The following is a 16414-nucleotide window of genomic DNA, read 5'->3' on the forward strand; positions in this document are numbered from 1 at the left end:
GACTCCAGCGATGAGCGTCGCAAGCTATTTCGAGACCATGGAGTATGGCTCCGCGCCGGAGGCGGACGGCGAGGCACGCGCCTGGCTGGCGCGGCATGGCGCCACGTTCGGGCATTTCATCGCCGGCAGGTTCACGGCGCCGCATGCCGGCAAACACCTCACGACGACCGAGCCGGCCACGGGCAAGACGCTGGCGCGCATTGCGCAGGGCGCCGCCGCCGATGTCGAGGCGGCGGTTGGCGCCGCGCGCACCGCGCAGACAGCGTGGGCAAAGCTCGGCGGTCACGGCCGCGCGCGTCATCTCTATGCATTGGCGCGCATGCTGCAACGTCACGCCCGGCTGTTCGCCGTGCTGGAGGCGATCGACAACGGCAAGCCGATCCGGGAAACCCGCGATCTCGACGTGCCGCTCGCGGCGCGCCATTTCCTCTATCACGCCGGCTGGGCGCAACTGCAGGAGCGTGAATTCGCCGATCAGGTGCCGGTTGGCGTGATCGGGCAGATCATTCCGTGGAATTTTCCGCTGCTGATGCTGGCGTGGAAGATCGCGCCGGCGCTCGCCGCGGGCAATACGGTGGTACTCAAGCCGGCGGAGTTCACCTCGCTCACGGCGCTGCTGTTCGCCGAGCTTTCGGCCGAGGCCGGCCTCCCGCCGGGCGTGTTGAACGTTGTGACCGGCGACGGTGCCACCGGCGCGCTGCTGGTCGAAAGTCCCGGCGTCGACAAGATCGCGTTCACCGGCTCGACCGAGGTCGGGCGGCTGATCCGCCAGTCGACCGCCGGCACCGGCAAGTCGCTGACGCTCGAGCTGGGCGGCAAGTCGCCATTCATCGTGTTCGACGATGCCGACATCGATGGCGCGGTGGAAGGCGTAGTCGATGCCATCTGGTTCAACCAGGGCCAGGTCTGCTGCGCCGGCTCGCGGCTGCTGCTGCAGGAGGGGATCGCGGACACTTTCCGCAGGCGCCTGATCCGCCGCATGGAGACGCTTCGCGTCGGCATGCCGCTCGACAAGGCGATCGACATGGGCGCAGTGGTCGCACCGGTTCAACTCGAACGGATCAAGTCGCTGGTCGAGACCGGGGTGAAGGAAGGCGCCGAGAAATATCAGGCGTCCGGTGCGATCCCGGCGGAAGGATGTTTCTATCCGCCGACCTTGCTCTGGAACGTGCATCCGTCCTCGACGGTTGCGACCGAAGAGATTTTCGGCCCGGTCCTGGTGGCGATGACGTTCCGTACGCCCGACGAGGCGGTGATGCTCGCCAACAACACGCGCTACGGCCTTGCCGCCAGCGTGTGGAGCGAGACGATCGGTCTGGCGCTCGATATCGCGCCGAAACTGCTAGCCGGTGTCGTTTGGGTCAATGCGACCAATCTGTTCGACGCCAGTGTCGGCTTCGGCGGCTACCGCGAGTCCGGCTTCGGCCGCGAGGGCGGCCGTGAAGGCATATACGAGTATCTCAAGCCGAAGGCCTGGAGCGGGCGCAAGGCGCGGGCCAAGGCGTCGCCACTGCCGACGGCTTCCGGCGCCGGTGCCGGATTCGATGTGCCGCCGATCGATCGGACGGCAAAACTGTTCGTCGGCGGCAAGCAGGTGCGCCCGGACGGCAATTATTCGCGTGCGGTGCTGTCGCCGAAGGGGCGGCGCCTGGGCGAGGCAGGCGAGGGCAATCGCAAGGATATCCGCAATGCGGTGGCCGCGGCGCGCTCCGCCGAGTCCTGGGCGCGGGCGACGGCGCATAATCGCGCCCAGATCCTCTATTACCTTGCCGAGAATCTTTCCGCGCGCGGCGACGAGTTCGCCCGGCGCATCGCCGACATGACCGGTGTGTCGGCTGCGAAGGCGCGCACGGAAGTCGATGCGAGCATCGAGCGGTTGTTCAGCTATGGCGCCTGGGCCGACAAATTCGAAGGATCCATCCACGCGCCGCCGCTGCGCGGCGTGGCGCTCGCGATGCATGAGCCGATCGGCGTGGTCGGTGTCGCCTGTCCCGACGAGGCGCCGCTGCTCGCCTTCATCAGCCTGGTGGCGCCGCTGATTGTGATGGGCAACCGGGTCGTCGCCGTCCCCAGCGAGCGGCATCCGCTCGCCGCGACCGACTTCTACCAGGTGCTGGAGACCTCGGACGTGCCGAGTGGTGTGGTCAACATCGTCACCGGCGATCACAGCGAATTGGTCAGGGTGCTTGCCGAGCACGACGATGTCGACGCGCTCTGGGCGTTCGGATCGCAGGACGCCTCGGTGACGGCCGAGCGGCACTCGATCGGCAATCTCAAGCGCACGCTGGTCGATCATGGCCTCGCGCTCGATTGGTACGACAAGGCCGCGAGCGAGGGCCCGATCCTGCTCCGCCATGCGGTGCAGGTGAAGAACATCTGGATTCCGTATGGCGACTAGAGAGATCAGCTTGCGGTGATACCGGGAATCCGGACCACCAGAGTCCGGCGAATTTGAAGACGAGGGAGGGACGCAACATGCTGAAGGGCATCAATCCACTGCTCAATGCCGACGTGCTCTATGCCCTGCGGGCGATGGGACACGGTGATCGCCTGGTGGTGTGCGACACCAATTTTCCGGCCGACTCGATCGCGCGCCAGAGCGTGCTCGGCAGGCTGCTGCGCATCGACAATGTGAGTGCCGCCCAGGCGGTCGAAGCCGTTCTTTCGGTGATGCCGCTCGATACGTTTGTCGACGATGCCGCGATCCGCATGGAGATCGTCGGCCAGGCTCAGGAAGTGCCACCCGTGCAGCGCGAGGTGCAGGCCGCGATCGATCGCGCGGAGGGACGGTCCTGGCCGCTGGTCGGCGTCGAGCGCCACGCTTTCTACGAGAAGGCCAAGACGGCCTATTGCGTGATCGCGACCGGCGAGCGGCGCTTCTACGGCTGCTTCCTGTTCAGCAAGGGCGTGATCGGGCCGGACGGGGGAGTGACGAGATGAGCAAGAGTGGCGTCGCCGTCCTCGGTGTCTTCGTCGTCGACCTCGCGTTCCGCGCCGGCAACATGCCGGCGATCGGCGAGACCATCGCCGGATCGGGATTCGCGATGGGGCCCGGCGGCAAGGGATCCAACCAGGCTGTCGCGGCCGCGCGGGCCGGCGCCGGCGTGAGCTTCATATCGCGGATCGGCAGCGACGCCTTCGGCGAGCTTGCGATCAAGACCTGGGAGGCCGAGGGAATCCGGCCGCGCGTGGCCAGGACGGCGGAGGCGCCGACCGGCGCGGCGTTCATTTATGTCCATGAGACGCGCGGCGACAACGCCATCATCGTGGTGCCGGGTGCAGCGGGCGGTATCGGCCCGACCGATGTCGACGCGGTGGCGGACGCGATCCGCGACTCCAGCGTGTTCGTGACGCAGCTCGAGCAGCCGGTCGATGCGGCGCATAGAGGGCTCGAGATCGCGCGCGCCGCCGGCAGCATCACGGTGTTCAATCCGGCGCCCGCGATCAAGTTCGACGATGGCCTGTTTGCGCTGTGCGATTATGTCGTTCCCAACGAGACCGAGGCCGAAGCGCTGACCGGGATCGCGGTGGGCGACCTCGCCGGCGCCCGCCGCGCCGGCGACGCCCTGTTGGCCAAAGGCGCCGGAACGGCGCTGATCACCCTCGGCGAGCGCGGCGCGCTATTCCATGCGCGGGATCGCTCGCTGCACGTGCCGCCCTTCGTGGCCGGCAAAGTCGTCGAAACCACCGGCGCGGGCGATGCCTTCGTCGGCGGCTTCGCGGCGGCGCTCGCGGACGGCGTCGATCCGCTCGAGGCTGCGCGCTTCGGTTCGGCCACGGCGGGTATCTCGGTGACCCGGCCGGGCACCGCGCCCGCGATGCCGCGGCGCGCGGAGATCGAGGCGCTGCTGAGGGGATGATGCTGCGATGATGCGGAATGATCCGATCAAGCATGTCTTCATCTGGCCGGCGGTGCTCGTCGTGCTGGCGATCTCCATCTTTCCGCTGATCTATTCGCTGACCACGAGCTTCCTCAGCTACCGCCTGATTCCGCCGATCCCGCCGCGCGTCGTCTGGCTCGGCAATTATGCGACGTTGTTGCAGGAGCCGCGGTTCTGGAATGCGCTCTTCACCACGACGCTGATTGCGCTGATCGCGGTCGGGCTGCAATACGCGATCGGGTTCGGCGTCGCCCTGGCCCTGAATGCGCGAGTGCCGGGCGAGCGGCTGTTCCGCGTCGCCCTGCTGCTGCCGATGCTGCTGGCGCCCGTCGCGGTCGCGCTGGTGGCGCGCATGATCTTCAATCCGACGATGGGACCGCTCAACCAATTCCTGTCGAAGTTCGGCCTGGTTAACCTGCCGTTCCTGACCAACGGACATTGGGCGCTCGCCTGCATCATCGCGGTCGAGGTCTGGCAGTGGACCCCGTTCGTCATCCTGATGATGCTGGCCGGCCTGCAAACGCTTCCAGAAGATGTCTACGAGGCCGCCGAGCTCGAGAATGCCAGCGCCTGGCAGCAGTTCTGGGGCATCACCTTTCCGATGATGCTGCCGATCTCGGCCGCCGTCGTCTTCATCCGTCTGATCGAGAGCTACAAGATCATGGACACGGTGTTCGTGATGACCGGCGGCGGGCCGGGCGTGGACACCGAGACGCTGACGCTGTTCGCCTATCAGGAAGGTTTCAAGAAGTTCAATCTCGGCTACACATCGGCGCTCAGCTTCCTGTTCCTGATCGCGATCACGATCATCGGCGTGACTTATCTGGCGCTGCTGCGGCCGCATCTGGAGAAGCGCCGATGAGCGGGCAGGGCTTGACGGGACTGTCGCCATGGAGTCGCCGCCTGGTCGCGGTCGGCGTTCTCGTCTGGTGCCTGATCACGGTGTTTCCGCTCTATTGGGTGGTGGTGACCGCCTTCAAGACGCCGCCCGGCGTCGTCGGCGGACCGACCTATCTGCCGTTCATCGACTTCACGCCGACCTTGCAGCCCTTCATCGATCTCTATCAGGGCATCCGCGGCGAGTTCTTCCGGACCTTCCTGAACTCGACCATCGTTGGCCTGTCCGCGGCGGCCATTGCTACCGCGATCGGCGCGATGGCGGCCTATGCGCTGGTGCGCTTCGAATTCAAGGTCCGCTTCGGCGCGGGCCTCGTATTCTTCCTGCTCGCGCTCGGCGGCTACCTGCTGTTCAACACGACGTTCGGGTTCACCCGCCCGCAGGCCCTGTTGCTGGCCTTTCCGATCGCGCTGATCGTGGCCGTCGCCGCCAACCGCCTGCCGCTGCCGGGACCGATCCTCGGCAATGAGGACATCCTGTTCTGGTTCGTCAGCCAGCGCATGTTCCCGCCGATCGTCACCGCCTTCGCGCTGTATCTGCTCTACAGCGAGATCGGCCGGCTCGGCTTCCAGCTGATCGACAGTTTTGTCGGCCTGACGCTGTGCTACGTCGCCTTCTCGCTGCCGATCGTCGTCTGGCTGATGCGCGACTTCTTCGAGGCTGTGCCGATCGAGGTCGAGGAGGCGGCGATGGTCGACAATGTGCCGAGCTGGCGCATCTTCCTCGGCATCGTGGTGCCGATGTCGATGAACGGGTTGCTGGCGACGTTCATGATCACGCTGGCCTTCGTCTGGAACGAGTTTCTGTTCGCGCTGTTCCTGACCAATTCCAGATGGCAGACGCTGCCGATCCTGGTGGCGGGACAGAACAGCCAGCGCGGCGACGAATGGTGGGCGATATCGGCTGCGGCGCTCGTCGCCATCGTTCCCATGATGATTATGGCGGGCCTGCTCAGCCGGATGATGCGGTCGGGCCTGCTGCTCGGGGCCATCAAATAGCAAAAAACCTTGTAGGGAGGACTAGACGATGTTGCGACGGACGTTCCTGATGCTGACCACCTCGCTCGCGATGGCCTGTGCCGCGAGCCAGGCGAATGCTGCCTGCAGTCCGGACTATACCGGCGTCACCCTGACGGTGGCGTCGCAGACCGGGCCGTATATCGCCTCCGCGCTCAAGCTCGGCGCGGACGAATGGGCCAAGAAGACCTGCGGCAAGGTCAATGTCGTCGAATTCCCGTGGTCCGAGCTCTATCCGAAGATCGCGACATCGCTGACGGCGTCGGACGCGACGTTCGACCTCGTCAGCTTCGCGCCGGCCTGGCTGCCTGACTTTGTGCCCTATCTCAGCGAGATGCCGAAGGAGATGCAGTCCGGCAAGGACTGGGACGATATCGAGCCGGCCTATCGCGAACGGCTGATGGTGTGGGAAGGCAAGATCTACTCGCAGTCGATGGATGGCGACGTCCACACCTATACCTACCGCACCGACCTGTTTAGCGATCCCAAGGAGAAGGACGCGTTCAAGGCCAAATACGGCTACGACCTCGCGCCGCCGAAGACCTGGAAGCAGTATCTCGACATTGCCGAGTTCTTCCAGAGGCCCGACAAGGGGCTGTGGGGAACGGCGGAAGCCTTCCGCCGCGGCGGTCAGCAGTTCTGGTTCTTCTTCAGCCATGCGGCGGCCTACACCAACAATCCGAACTATCCGGGCGCGATGTTCTTCGACCCCGAGACGATGGACGCACAGATCAACAACCCGGGATGGGTGAAGGGGCTCGAGGAATACATCAGGGCATCGAAGCTCGGGCCGCCCAACGCGCTGAATTTCTCGTTCGGTGAGGTGAACGCTGCCGTGGCCGGTGGCCAGGTTGCGGAATCGATCGGCTGGGGCGACACCGGCGTCATCGCCGCCGACCCGAAGCAATCGAAGATCTCGGGCAAGGTCGGTTCGGCGATGCTGCCCGGTTCGGACGAGATCTGGAACGCCAAGACCAAGAAGTGGGACAAGTTCCCGAGCGTGCTTCCGGGCCCGTTCATGGCATTCGGCGGCTGGCAGATCGCGGTGCCGAAGGCCGGCAAGAACCAGAAGGCGGCGTGGGATTTCGTCAAGACACTGACAAGTCCTGAAGTGTCGGGCCAGGCGGCGATCACCGGCGGCAGCGGCGTCAATCCCTATCGCAAATCGCACACCGCCAATCTGCAACTGTGGAGCAAGATCTTCTCGCCGGAAGAGGCCAAGGAATATCTCGGCGCGCAATCGGACTCCATCAATGCCAAGAACGTCGCGCTCGACATGCGTCTGCCCGGCTACTTCTCCTATACCGAGGTGGTGGAGATCGAGCTCGGCAAGGCGCTGGCCGGCCAGACCACGCCGCAGGCGGCGCTCGACGCGATGGCCAAGGAGTGGAATCGGCTGACCGACGAGTTCGGCCGGGCCAAGCAGCTCGCGGCCTATCGCGCGGCGATGGGCCTTCCGCCGAAGAATTAGCTTTCCAGTGAGAGGTCCCGGATGATGCGCGAGCATCGTCCGGGACTTGACTTGCCGTCGACGAAGGGGCGGAAAAGGATTCCATGGCGCACGTCGAGATCGAGAACGTCAGCAAGGCATACGGGCCTTACAAGATCATTGAAGGGCTCGACCTCAACGTGGCCGACGAGGAGTTTGTCGTGCTTGTCGGCCCGTCCGGCTGCGGCAAGACGACGACGTTGCGCATGATCGCGGGACTGGAGGCGGTGACGAGCGGAACCATCCGCATCGGCAATAGCGACGTGACGCAATTGCGTCCCGGCTTGCGCAATTGCGCGATGGTGTTCCAGAACTACGCGCTCTACCCGCATATGACGGTCGGAGAGAACATCGGCTACGGCATGAAGGTGCGGGGCGAATCGCGCGCCAGCATCGAGAAGGCCGTCAATGACGTGGCGCGCGTGCTGGACCTCGAACAATATCTGCAGCGCCGGCCCAAGCAGCTCTCGGGCGGACAGCGCCAGCGCGTGGCGATCGGCCGTGCCATCGTGCGCAGCCCGGATGTATTTCTGTTCGACGAGCCATTGTCCAATCTCGACGCCAAGCTCCGTATCGAGATGCGGACCGAGATCAAGGCGCTGCACCGGCGTCTCGCTAAGACGATCGTCTATGTCACGCACGACCAGGTCGAAGCCATGACCATGGCCGACCGCGTCGTGGTGATGAACCGCGGCCGCATCGAACAGGCGGCCGATCCGATCACGATTTACGAGAAGCCCAGCAATCTCTTCGTCGCCGGCTTCATGGGCGCGCCCAGCATGAATTTCATCGATGGCAAGATCGTCGCCCGCGACGGCGCGCTCGCCTTCACCGAGTCGTCGGGCACGGCGTTGAGAGTGCCGAAGTCACGCGAGGCGGCCTATGCCGGCAGCGTCGGCAAGCCCGTGGTGCTCGGCGTCAGGCCCGACCATGTGTTGCGGCAAGACGCGCCGGCGGGCTCTTCCGTCCGGATCCTTGTGAAAGACGTCGAGCCGCTCGGGCCGCACACGCTGGTGATCGGGACCGTCGGCCCATTCGCGTTCACGGCGCAAATGCCGGTCGGCGTCGCCGCGGAACCGGATCATGTCATCGACGTCGCGCTCGATCTTGAGCGAACGCACTTGTTCGACAAGGCGTCTGGGACGGCTATTTGCTGATCCGCCGCAGCCTGGCTCGACAACCGCCTGCCTAGACTAGCTTAAGAAACCTCGCGCGCGCCGGACCGTATCGGACGGATACAGGCCGAAGGCCGAGCGGTACACCGCAGCGAAACGGCCCATATGCGTAAAGCCCCACTTCAGGGCAACTTCGCTGATCGGAAGCATGTTCTCCGGTCGCGACAGCTCATCGTGGATTGCCTCAAGGCGAATTTGCCGCAAATAGGCGACCGGCGTCGTGCCGTGGATTTTGCGGAAGCCCAATTGCAGCAACCGGCTGCTGACCCCAACCGTTGCGGCAATATCCGATATCGTCAGCGGCAGATGCGGATTGGCCCGCATATACTCGACCGCACGCCGAATGTAGCGCGGCGGCGCATCAAGCGGGTGGCGGCTCAACCGGTCGGTCAACCGATGAGGAACGTTCTCAAGGATGAGCTGTATCGCTGCTTCCGATAGCAGCGCGCTGGCTTTCGGAGAGCGTACCAGGATCCCGTCATACAAACCGGTGGTGCTCGTGCGGACAAGCTGAAGAAGCGTCTGTCCAATGCCGGTCGACAAGCCGACGATCGGCGTCAGATTGAGATCTTCCAGCGCCGTGCTCCCGAACGTCGCAGACAGCACCTTTGTAACTACGCCCGTATGCAAGGTGAGCGTGACACTTGAGTATCGTCCATCGACCGCTTCGACCCGCTGCGCCTGCATCGTCGGGAGGGGCACGATGGCGATCTCGGAGGGGGTCCGCTGGATGCTCTTTCCTGCAATGAGCATTTCGGCCTGGCCGGCATTCAGCAGGCTTATTGCGAGCTCTCCGGCAGAATTCTCGTACGAATAGCGCCAATCCCAACCGGCCGATAGATCGGCCCGTACGACGTCAATTTCCGCGCCGATGGCTATATCCGCATGCCAGCGAAACGATTCGTCGGGGCGCGGCGAGGAATGCGCATTGATCCCGTGGGGGTGGAGCATTTCAAGGAGTTCTTCAAACGAACATCCCGATCGCGCGGGAGGTGCAGCGAGTACGTCTTCGACCATCAAATCCCAACCATCGGATGATTGCTGTTTCGCGGATTGCCCGATCCATCAGACCGGCTTTCCACTGTCCGGCCACACGCGTAGACCGCACCACAACACTAGCACAGCTTAGGTAATCTTGGGTCGCGTGCCCTTTCTCACAATTCCTTCGATATCCGAATAGCGAACAGAATATCCAGATCGTGCAATCGAGCCGCGAAAGCCAGCATTTCATCTAATTCGCTCGCCTGCATTGCGCGAACGTTCCGATTCAATCCCTCGCGCCGACGTTCGAGAGCACCAGCGGATGCACAGCATCCGCGATCGACTGTCCTAGCCACAATCCGAACGCCTCCATCCGGAATGCGACGTCGTCCATGGACTCGTAGCCCATTTGGCCTAAATCGTCACGACCAACTCAAACGGGTTATGAAAGCATGCTTACAAGGATTACTTGCGTACTCGCGCTTACAGTTCTTTCGTCCATGCCTGCGCTGGCCGATGGTTGCGCAGATCACGTCCAGAGCACCGGCGTTCCCATGGTAACGGGCATGACGCACAAGACCTGGATGATCTTCCCGTCGGTCAATCCAGGTGCTGCCCTCGACAAGGTGTCCCGCGCTGTTCTGGCAGAGGGTTTTGTCGGCGTGAACGTCGACAAGAAACTCGGCACGCTGACCACCCAGCAGGAGACCACCGGATCCGGCCGGCCACAAACGTTGCAGGTTGTCGTCCGCAAGGACGGCAAGGGTAGCCGCGTCGATGCGACCTTCAGCTTGCCGCCGGGGCAGTTGGCTCCAGGTGTCGGCGATAACCTCTGCCGCGTCGTGAACGCAGCCGGCCAATGAACGCCGCCCATCTGTGAAGCAGGCTGACGCGCGAATTGTAACCGGCCGCGCGTGTCCGGGTGTCGTCCGGTCCGGGACCAGGCGAGCCCGTCCATGTCGAGGAAATCGGGATGCAGGTGCCGGCCTGCGCCCACAGCAATGAAGCAGGAGATCTGATGCGTAGGGCTCGCTTTGCGAAAGTTGTTTTGATGGCCGCCACCGGTGCCATGGTGTTTTCGGCCTCCGCCATTTCGGCTCCGTTGCAGCACGGTGCCGGCGTTGCGGCGGCAGTGCCGTCGTTGACCGAGAAGGTCTGGTGCCGTTACGGGCAGTGCTATGACAATGGCGGCGGCGCTGCCGTCGGAGGATTGGTCGGTGGCCTCATCGGCGGCGTCATCGCGGCCGGTGCAGCCAACGCCGCCGCGCAGCAGGAAGCTGCCGCCGCCCAGCAGCACGCGGCGTCCTGCGCCCAGCGCTATCGCTCGTACGATGCGGCGTCGAACACGTTCCAGGCAAAGGACGGCCGGCGGTATCCCTGCCAGTGAGACTGCAGCAGGCTTGCGGCACCGGAACGGCGGAGTGAAACCGCAGCTCCAGGCAATAACCCTCGGCGTCGAACTGAGCACGAATGGAGCTCCGGCCAGTGAGCCGGAGCAGGCGTTCGAGCGCCCCAGGAGCCGCAACGTCGCTTCTGCCGGCGAATTGACCAGGACTTTTGGCTGAACGGGTTCCCGCGCTGCGCCTGGATGCGCGGATCGAACGGATTTATCGGGAATCGCAGAGCGGGCGGCCCACGGCGGCTTCTGACCCGATCGTTTTCTATGCTATCACGCGATCCGTCGAAACTGCGCTCGTGGCAGGATCTGCCCGAACCTTACGAATCCGGATCTCGATGATGTTGTCGCTTCCCAAGACCAAAATACGCGTGCTGCTGCTGGAGGGCGTGAACGAATCCGCGGCCCGGATGTTCGAGGCGAATGGCTATACCGAGCTGCAACGTCTGCCCAAGGCGCTGGGACCCGGAGAACTCAGGCAAGCGCTGTCGGGCATCCATATGCTGGGAATTCGCTCGCGAACCCAGTTGACCGCGGAGATCCTGGAGGCCGCGGACCGATTGCTCGTTGTCGGCTGCTTTTCGGTCGGCACCAATCAAGTCGATCTCGACGCCGCGCGAAAGCTCGGGATCCCCGTATTCAACGCGCCATACTCCAACACCCGCAGTGTGGCGGAGCTGACCATCGCCGAGATAGTGATGCTGTTCCGCCGGATCTTTCCGCGTTCGGTCTCCGCACATGCCGGCGGCTGGGACAAGTCCGCCGAAGGCAGCCGCGAGGTGCGCGGCAAGACGCTCGGCATCGTCGGCTACGGCAACATCGGCTCGCAGCTGTCGAACCTCGCCGAAGCCATGGGCATGCGCGTGATCTATTTTGATCAGACCGACAAGCTCCGCCATGGCAATACCGAGCCCGCCGAATCCCTCGACGCGTTGCTCGCAGCCAGCGACGTCGTATCGCTGCATGTGCCGGAGACGCCGGCCACCGCCAACATGATCGGCGCGGCCCAGCTCCAGCTGATGAAGCCCGAGGCCTATCTGATCAACAACTCGCGCGGCACCGTGGTCGATCTCGATGCGCTGGCGAGCGCCTTGCGTGAGGGCCGGCTGGCGGGGGCCGCGGTCGACGTGTTTCCGGTCGAGCCGGTGTCGAACGAGGCGCGCTTTGTCTCGCCGCTGCAAGGTCTCCCTAACGTCATCCTCACGCCGCATGTCGGCGGTTCGACGGAAGAGGCGCAGGATCGCATCGGCGGCGAGGTTGCACGCAAGCTGATCGATTATTCCGATGTCGGGTCGACCTTCGGCGCGGTCAATTTTCCGCAGGTGCAATTGCCGGCGCGCCCGACCGGCACTCGTTTCATCCATGTTCATCGCAACGTTCCCGGCGTCTTGCGCCAGGTCAACGACGCGGTCTCCCGGCACGGGATCAACATCCTGGCGCAATATCTGCAGACCGATCCGGAAGTCGGCTATGTCGTGCTCGAGACCGACGTGGTCGGCGGCGAGGGCGAAGGACTGCTGGCCGATTTGAAGGCCATCGACGGCACGATCCGCGTGCGGGTGCTGTACGACCAGAATCGGCCGCAGGGGTGATCGACTTCGTCAATCAGCCGAGAACCCGAACGGAACGCTCGAGGTCCTGAAATCGTCGGGAAGAATCTCGCGTCCGATCGGCGGCGCCGACCGTGCCGCGCATCTTGGGCGATGGCAGACCCGGCATGCGACGCCGATCGGCGTCGGCTCGTCGGCGTTCGGCCCCTGTCCGTCGCGCGTGTAGATCAACTGGCCCGCATGTTCGGCGGCGCAGCCGATCGCGATCGCCCGCTCCACGCGGATGGCGCCGAACGCGCCGCCGCCGGCGGTCACGGTACGGGCGATCGAAAAGAACCGCTGCCCGTCGGGCAATTCCAGCCATTGCGTGACGATCTGGCGCGGCGTCTTGAAGATGTCGTGCACCGACCACAGCGGACATGCGCCGCCGTGCTTTGCAAACGGGAAGCCGGCGCCGTCGAGCAGCTTGGAAATGTTGCCGGCCGGATCGACCCGGATCAGGAAGAACGGGACCTTCTCCAGACCCGGCCGTTGCAAGGTCGTGACGCGGTGCGCGATCTGCTCGAAGCTGGTGCCGAATTGCCGCGCCAGCGCCTCCAGATCGTAGCGGCGCGCCTCGACCGCTTTCGCGAACACGGAATACGGCATGATGAGTGCGGCGGCGGCATAGGCCGCAAGCGCACGGCGGGCCAGCAGCTCGGCGCTCTTGGTCGTAAACTTGCCGGCTTCGACGGCGGCGCCGATCTCGTTTTCCAGTTCCAGATAGGCAAGTTGCTTGGCCAGCTGAAAATTCAGGCCCGCGGTATCGAGCGAGTCCTCGAGCAGCAATTGTCTGCGATGCAGGTCCAGTCGCCTGATCGAACCCAGCATGACGTTCGGCGGCAGATAGCGGACCTGGAGTTTATGCCGCTCCCGAAGCCGCTCGATAAATCCGGCCGGCCCGGCAGGTTCGTGGACGAGCCGCTCGGCGGCATCGTCGAGACTGGCAAAATTGTTGCGGCGCGCGGCGAGAAATCGCCGGACTTCGGCGACGGGATCGTTGGCGTCAAAGTTCTCCTGACCCGGTGAAGCGATCGCCAGATCCGGAGCTCGTCGCTCTGCAAGCGCCAGCTGCTCTTCGCGGTATGCGGTGTAGAGGCGCAGGAACGCCTCGGTCATTCCGGGATAGCTGACAGCAAGGTCGCTGACCTCGAGAGCGGGGATGTCGATGTCGGCAAACATCGGTTCCTTCAGGACGGACTGCATGCGGGCGGTATGATCGGCGCCGCCGTCACCGGCGAGGTCGGCCAGATCGATCTTGTAGGTGCGGGCGAGCCGCAGCAGCATGTCGGCCGTCACCGGGCGCTGATTGCGTTCCAGCAGCGCCACATAAGGGGCCGAGATTTCGAGATCGGCGGCCATGTCGGCCTGGGTCAGCCCGAGGTCGCGCCGCAGCCGGCGCAGTCGTGGACCCATGAAAACGGAACGGGCGCTTGAAGTTACCATCGCCATATCCAAGGTTTGTAAGATTCTTACAACAATACATCGGTTTCTTGTAAGTTATGACAAGTTTTCCGCGCCAGGTCTAGCTCCCGATGACGCCGCGCGTCACAAACGGTGCAGTTATTTCGTCACCGAAGGGATCACGGACATGAACTTCCAACCGCGCGGGATCGGCGACCGGGCCATCCAGGGACCGGCTTCGTATCAGAGCGAGATCGAGGCGGCCGAAGCGCTGCTCAAGGGCAAGGACACCTGGAACGGCGTCACCGCCGAAGCCGTGGCGCGGATGCGCCTGCAGAACCGCTTCAAGACCGGTCTGGATGTCGCCCGTTACACGGCTGCGCTGATGCGCGCCGACATGGCGGCCTATGACGCCGACAGCACCAAGTACACCCAGTCGCTCGGCTGCTGGCACGGCTTCATCGCCCAGCAGAAGCTGATCTCGGTCAAGAAGCACTTCGGCAATACCGACCGCCGTTACCTCTATCTCTCCGGCTGGATGATCGCGGCGCTGCGCTCCGAGTTCGGCCCGCTGCCGGATCAGTCGATGCACGAGAAGACCTCGGTGCCGGCCCTGATCGAGGAGCTCTACACCTTCCTGCGTCAGGCGGATTCGCGTGAGCTCAACGACATCTTCCGTGCGCTCGATGCGGCCCGCAAGGAAGGCGACAAGGCCAAGGAAAAGGCGCTGATCGAGAAGATCGATAACTTCCAGACCCACGTCGTGCCCGTCATCGCCGACATCGACGCCGGCTTCGGCAATGCCGAGGCGACCTATCTGCTTGCCAAGAAGATGATCGAGGCGGGTGCCTGCGCCCTGCAGATCGAGAACCAGGTCTCCGACGAGAAGCAGTGCGGCCACCAGGACGGCAAGGTGACCGTGCCGCACGAGGTGTTCATCGCGAAGATCCGCGCCTGCCGCCATGCGTTCCTCGAGCTCGGCGTCGAAGACGGCATCATCGTGACTCGCACCGACTCGCTCGGCGCCGGCCTGACCCAGCAGATCGCCGTGAGCCACAAGCCCGGCGACATCGGCGACCAGTACAACAGCTTCCTTGATTGCGAGGAAGTGACGGCCGCCAACGCGCGCAACGGCGACGTCATCCTCAACCAGAACGGCAAGATGATGCGTCCGAAGCGTCTGCCCAGCAACCTCTACCAGTTCCGTCCCGGCACCGGTGCGGATCGTTGCGTGCTCGACTGCATCACCTCGCTGCAGAACGGCGCCGATCTTTTGTGGATCGAGACCGAGAAGCCGCATATCGAGCAGATCGCCAGCATGGTCGATCGGATCCGCAAGGTCATTCCGAACGCGAAGCTGGCCTACAACAACTCGCCGTCGTTCAACTGGACCCTCAACTTCCGTTGGCAGGTCTACGACGCGATGAAGGAAGCCGGCCAGGACGTCAGCAAGTACAACCGCGCCGAGCTGATGAAGGCGGAGTACGACGACACGCCGCTGGCGAAGGAAGCCGATGAGCGCATCCGTACCTTCCAGGCGGATTCGGCCAAGCGCGCCGGCATCTTCCATCACCTGATCACGCTGCCGACCTATCACACGGCTGCGCTGTCGACCGACAATCTCGCGAGGGAGTATTTCGGCGAGCAGGGCATGCTTGGATACGTCAAGAACGTGCAGCGCGCAGAGATCCGTCAGGGCATCGCCTGCGTCAAGCATCAGAACATGGCGGGCTCCGACATCGGCGACGATCACAAGGAGTACTTCGCCGGTGAGGCTGCCCTCAAGGCGGGCGGCGCCCACAACACGATGAACCAGTTCGGCTAACCGATCGAACGGATCATTTCGACTATCGGCTGGACGGCCCGGCGCGCGAGCAGCCTGGCCTGTCCGCCGGCGGCGGGGCGATTTTCGACCACGGACGCGGTCGAGATCGCCCCGTGACGTTTTTGGGCCCGCTTCCCCTCAAGCCCGCCCGTTCGCAGAGGTTCGCGCGTTCCACGCGTGTGTGGTAATGCGTCGCTGCGATCTCGAGGGCATGCCACGCGATGAGTGTCGGGCACTACGCATCCGCCGTCACCAGCTCCGCCGTGATGGAACTGCTGAAGCCGTTCGATCCCCGTATCGTCGGAACGCTGCCGCTCGGCCTCGCCGTGCCCGGCAGCGACGTCGATATCGTCTGCCATGCGTCCGATCCGAACGCATTCGCGGACATCGTTTGGGCTCACTATCAAGCGTGCGATGATTTCGTCCTCTTCCGGTGGACCTCGGGGACGCGGCCGGTGATTGCCCGCTTTGTGTGCGACGGCTGGCCGTTCGAACTGTTCGGTGATCAGCGTCCGGTGGAGCAGCAACGAGGCTGGATCCACTTCGAGGTCGAACGGAGGCTGCTTGCACTTGATGATGGACGGCTGCGGCGAGCCGTCGGCGAATTGAGGGCAGGCGGTCTCAAGACCGAGCCTGCGTTCGCTACCGTGCTCGGGATATCGGGCGATCCCTATCGTGGACTGCTTGAGCTTGCGGCCGCAACGGACGCCGAGTTACGTGCCCGGCTCGTGGCATGCGATCTCGGCTGAGCGCCAAATTG

At 64.2% G+C, this 16414-nt stretch carries 15 protein-coding genes; 12 read left to right on the top strand and 3 right to left on the bottom strand.

Translation table 11 applies throughout. The annotated features are described in order from the left end of the window. The first annotated feature begins 10 nt into the window (after window positions 1-10). The 7 genes from ACE10X_RS12275 to ACE10X_RS12305 all read left to right on the top strand — a co-directional run bounded on the left by ACE10X_RS12275 (window position 11) and on the right by ACE10X_RS12305 (window position 8441). Window positions 11-2398, top strand: coding sequence for an aldehyde dehydrogenase family protein (locus ACE10X_RS12275; RefSeq protein WP_038387428.1), 2388 nt, complete (start codon window positions 11-13; stop codon window positions 2396-2398). A gap of 77 nt (window positions 2399-2475) precedes the next feature. Continuing rightward, window positions 2476-2940, top strand: a complete 465-nt coding sequence (locus ACE10X_RS12280; RefSeq protein WP_038387427.1) for an RbsD/FucU family protein — start codon at window positions 2476-2478, stop codon at window positions 2938-2940. Further along, the gene (locus ACE10X_RS12285) at window positions 2937-3860 is read left to right on the top strand and encodes a ribokinase (RefSeq protein ID WP_038387426.1); all 924 of its coding nucleotides are present in this window, start codon (window positions 2937-2939) and stop codon (window positions 3858-3860) included. Before ACE10X_RS12280 ends, ACE10X_RS12285 begins: the two co-directional genes overlap by 4 nt. A 7-nt stretch (window positions 3861-3867) precedes the next feature. Further along, window positions 3868-4743: a carbohydrate ABC transporter permease gene (locus tag ACE10X_RS12290; RefSeq protein WP_038387425.1), complete on the top strand. Its 876-nt coding sequence runs from the start codon at window positions 3868-3870 to the stop codon at window positions 4741-4743. Further along, a complete protein-coding gene (locus ACE10X_RS12295; RefSeq protein WP_038387424.1) occupies window positions 4740-5777 on the top strand; it encodes a carbohydrate ABC transporter permease in 1038 nt (345 codons plus the stop codon). The genes ACE10X_RS12290 and ACE10X_RS12295 overlap by 4 nt, the downstream gene beginning before the upstream one ends. Before the next feature lie 49 nt (window positions 5778-5826). Further along, the gene (locus ACE10X_RS12300; RefSeq protein ID WP_233475792.1) at window positions 5827-7266 is read left to right on the top strand and encodes an extracellular solute-binding protein; all 1440 of its coding nucleotides are present in this window, start codon (window positions 5827-5829) and stop codon (window positions 7264-7266) included. Window positions 7267-7349: 83 nt separating this feature from the next. Then, window positions 7350-8441, top strand: a complete 1092-nt coding sequence (locus ACE10X_RS12305) for an ABC transporter ATP-binding protein (protein ID WP_038387423.1) — start codon at window positions 7350-7352, stop codon at window positions 8439-8441. A 36-nt stretch (window positions 8442-8477) separates the two neighbouring features. Here the strand turns inward: ACE10X_RS12305 and ACE10X_RS12310 are convergent, their stop codons facing one another. Together ACE10X_RS12310 and ACE10X_RS12315 are read right to left on the bottom strand one after the other, a co-directional pair. Then, on the bottom strand, window positions 8478-9476 hold the full coding sequence (locus ACE10X_RS12310; protein WP_244435957.1) for a helix-turn-helix transcriptional regulator: 999 nt from the start codon (window positions 9474-9476) through the stop codon (window positions 8478-8480). Between the two features lie 250 nt (window positions 9477-9726). After that, window positions 9727-9849: a hypothetical protein gene (locus ACE10X_RS12315; RefSeq protein WP_276325882.1), complete on the bottom strand. Its 123-nt coding sequence runs from the start codon at window positions 9847-9849 to the stop codon at window positions 9727-9729. A 157-nt stretch (window positions 9850-10006) separates the two neighbouring features. On the opposite strand from ACE10X_RS12315, the gene ACE10X_RS12320 reads away from it, so the two are divergent. From ACE10X_RS12320 to serA, 3 genes are all read left to right on the top strand, one after another. After that, window positions 10007-10303: a hypothetical protein gene (locus tag ACE10X_RS12320; protein ID WP_244435956.1), complete on the top strand. Its 297-nt coding sequence runs from the start codon at window positions 10007-10009 to the stop codon at window positions 10301-10303. A 155-nt stretch (window positions 10304-10458) separates the two neighbouring features. Next, the gene (locus tag ACE10X_RS12325) at window positions 10459-10827 is read left to right on the top strand and encodes a BA14K family protein (protein WP_028339617.1); all 369 of its coding nucleotides are present in this window, start codon (window positions 10459-10461) and stop codon (window positions 10825-10827) included. A 347-nt stretch (window positions 10828-11174) separates the two neighbouring features. Next, the gene (gene serA, locus ACE10X_RS12330; protein ID WP_038387421.1) at window positions 11175-12428 is read left to right on the top strand and encodes a phosphoglycerate dehydrogenase; all 1254 of its coding nucleotides are present in this window, start codon (window positions 11175-11177) and stop codon (window positions 12426-12428) included. 9 nt (window positions 12429-12437) lie between these two features. Here the strand turns inward: serA and ACE10X_RS12335 are convergent, their stop codons facing one another. Further along, window positions 12438-13871, bottom strand: a complete 1434-nt coding sequence (locus tag ACE10X_RS12335) for a short-chain fatty acyl-CoA regulator family protein (RefSeq protein WP_038387438.1) — start codon at window positions 13869-13871, stop codon at window positions 12438-12440. Window positions 13872-14016: 145 nt separating this feature from the next. Between ACE10X_RS12335 and ACE10X_RS12340 the strand changes: the two genes are divergently transcribed. Beyond that, entirely contained in the window at window positions 14017-15654 is a 1638-nt protein-coding gene (locus tag ACE10X_RS12340) for an isocitrate lyase (RefSeq protein WP_038387420.1), read from the top strand. Between the two features lie 266 nt (window positions 15655-15920). Then, window positions 15921-16403, top strand: a complete 483-nt coding sequence (locus ACE10X_RS12345) for a DUF4269 domain-containing protein (RefSeq protein ID WP_244435954.1) — start codon at window positions 15921-15923, stop codon at window positions 16401-16403. The last annotated feature ends 11 nt before the right edge of the window (window positions 16404-16414 follow it).

Source organism: Bradyrhizobium sp. Pha-3, from assembly GCF_042258325.1.
GTDB classification, from domain to species: Bacteria; Pseudomonadota; Alphaproteobacteria; order Rhizobiales; family Xanthobacteraceae; genus Bradyrhizobium; species Bradyrhizobium elkanii.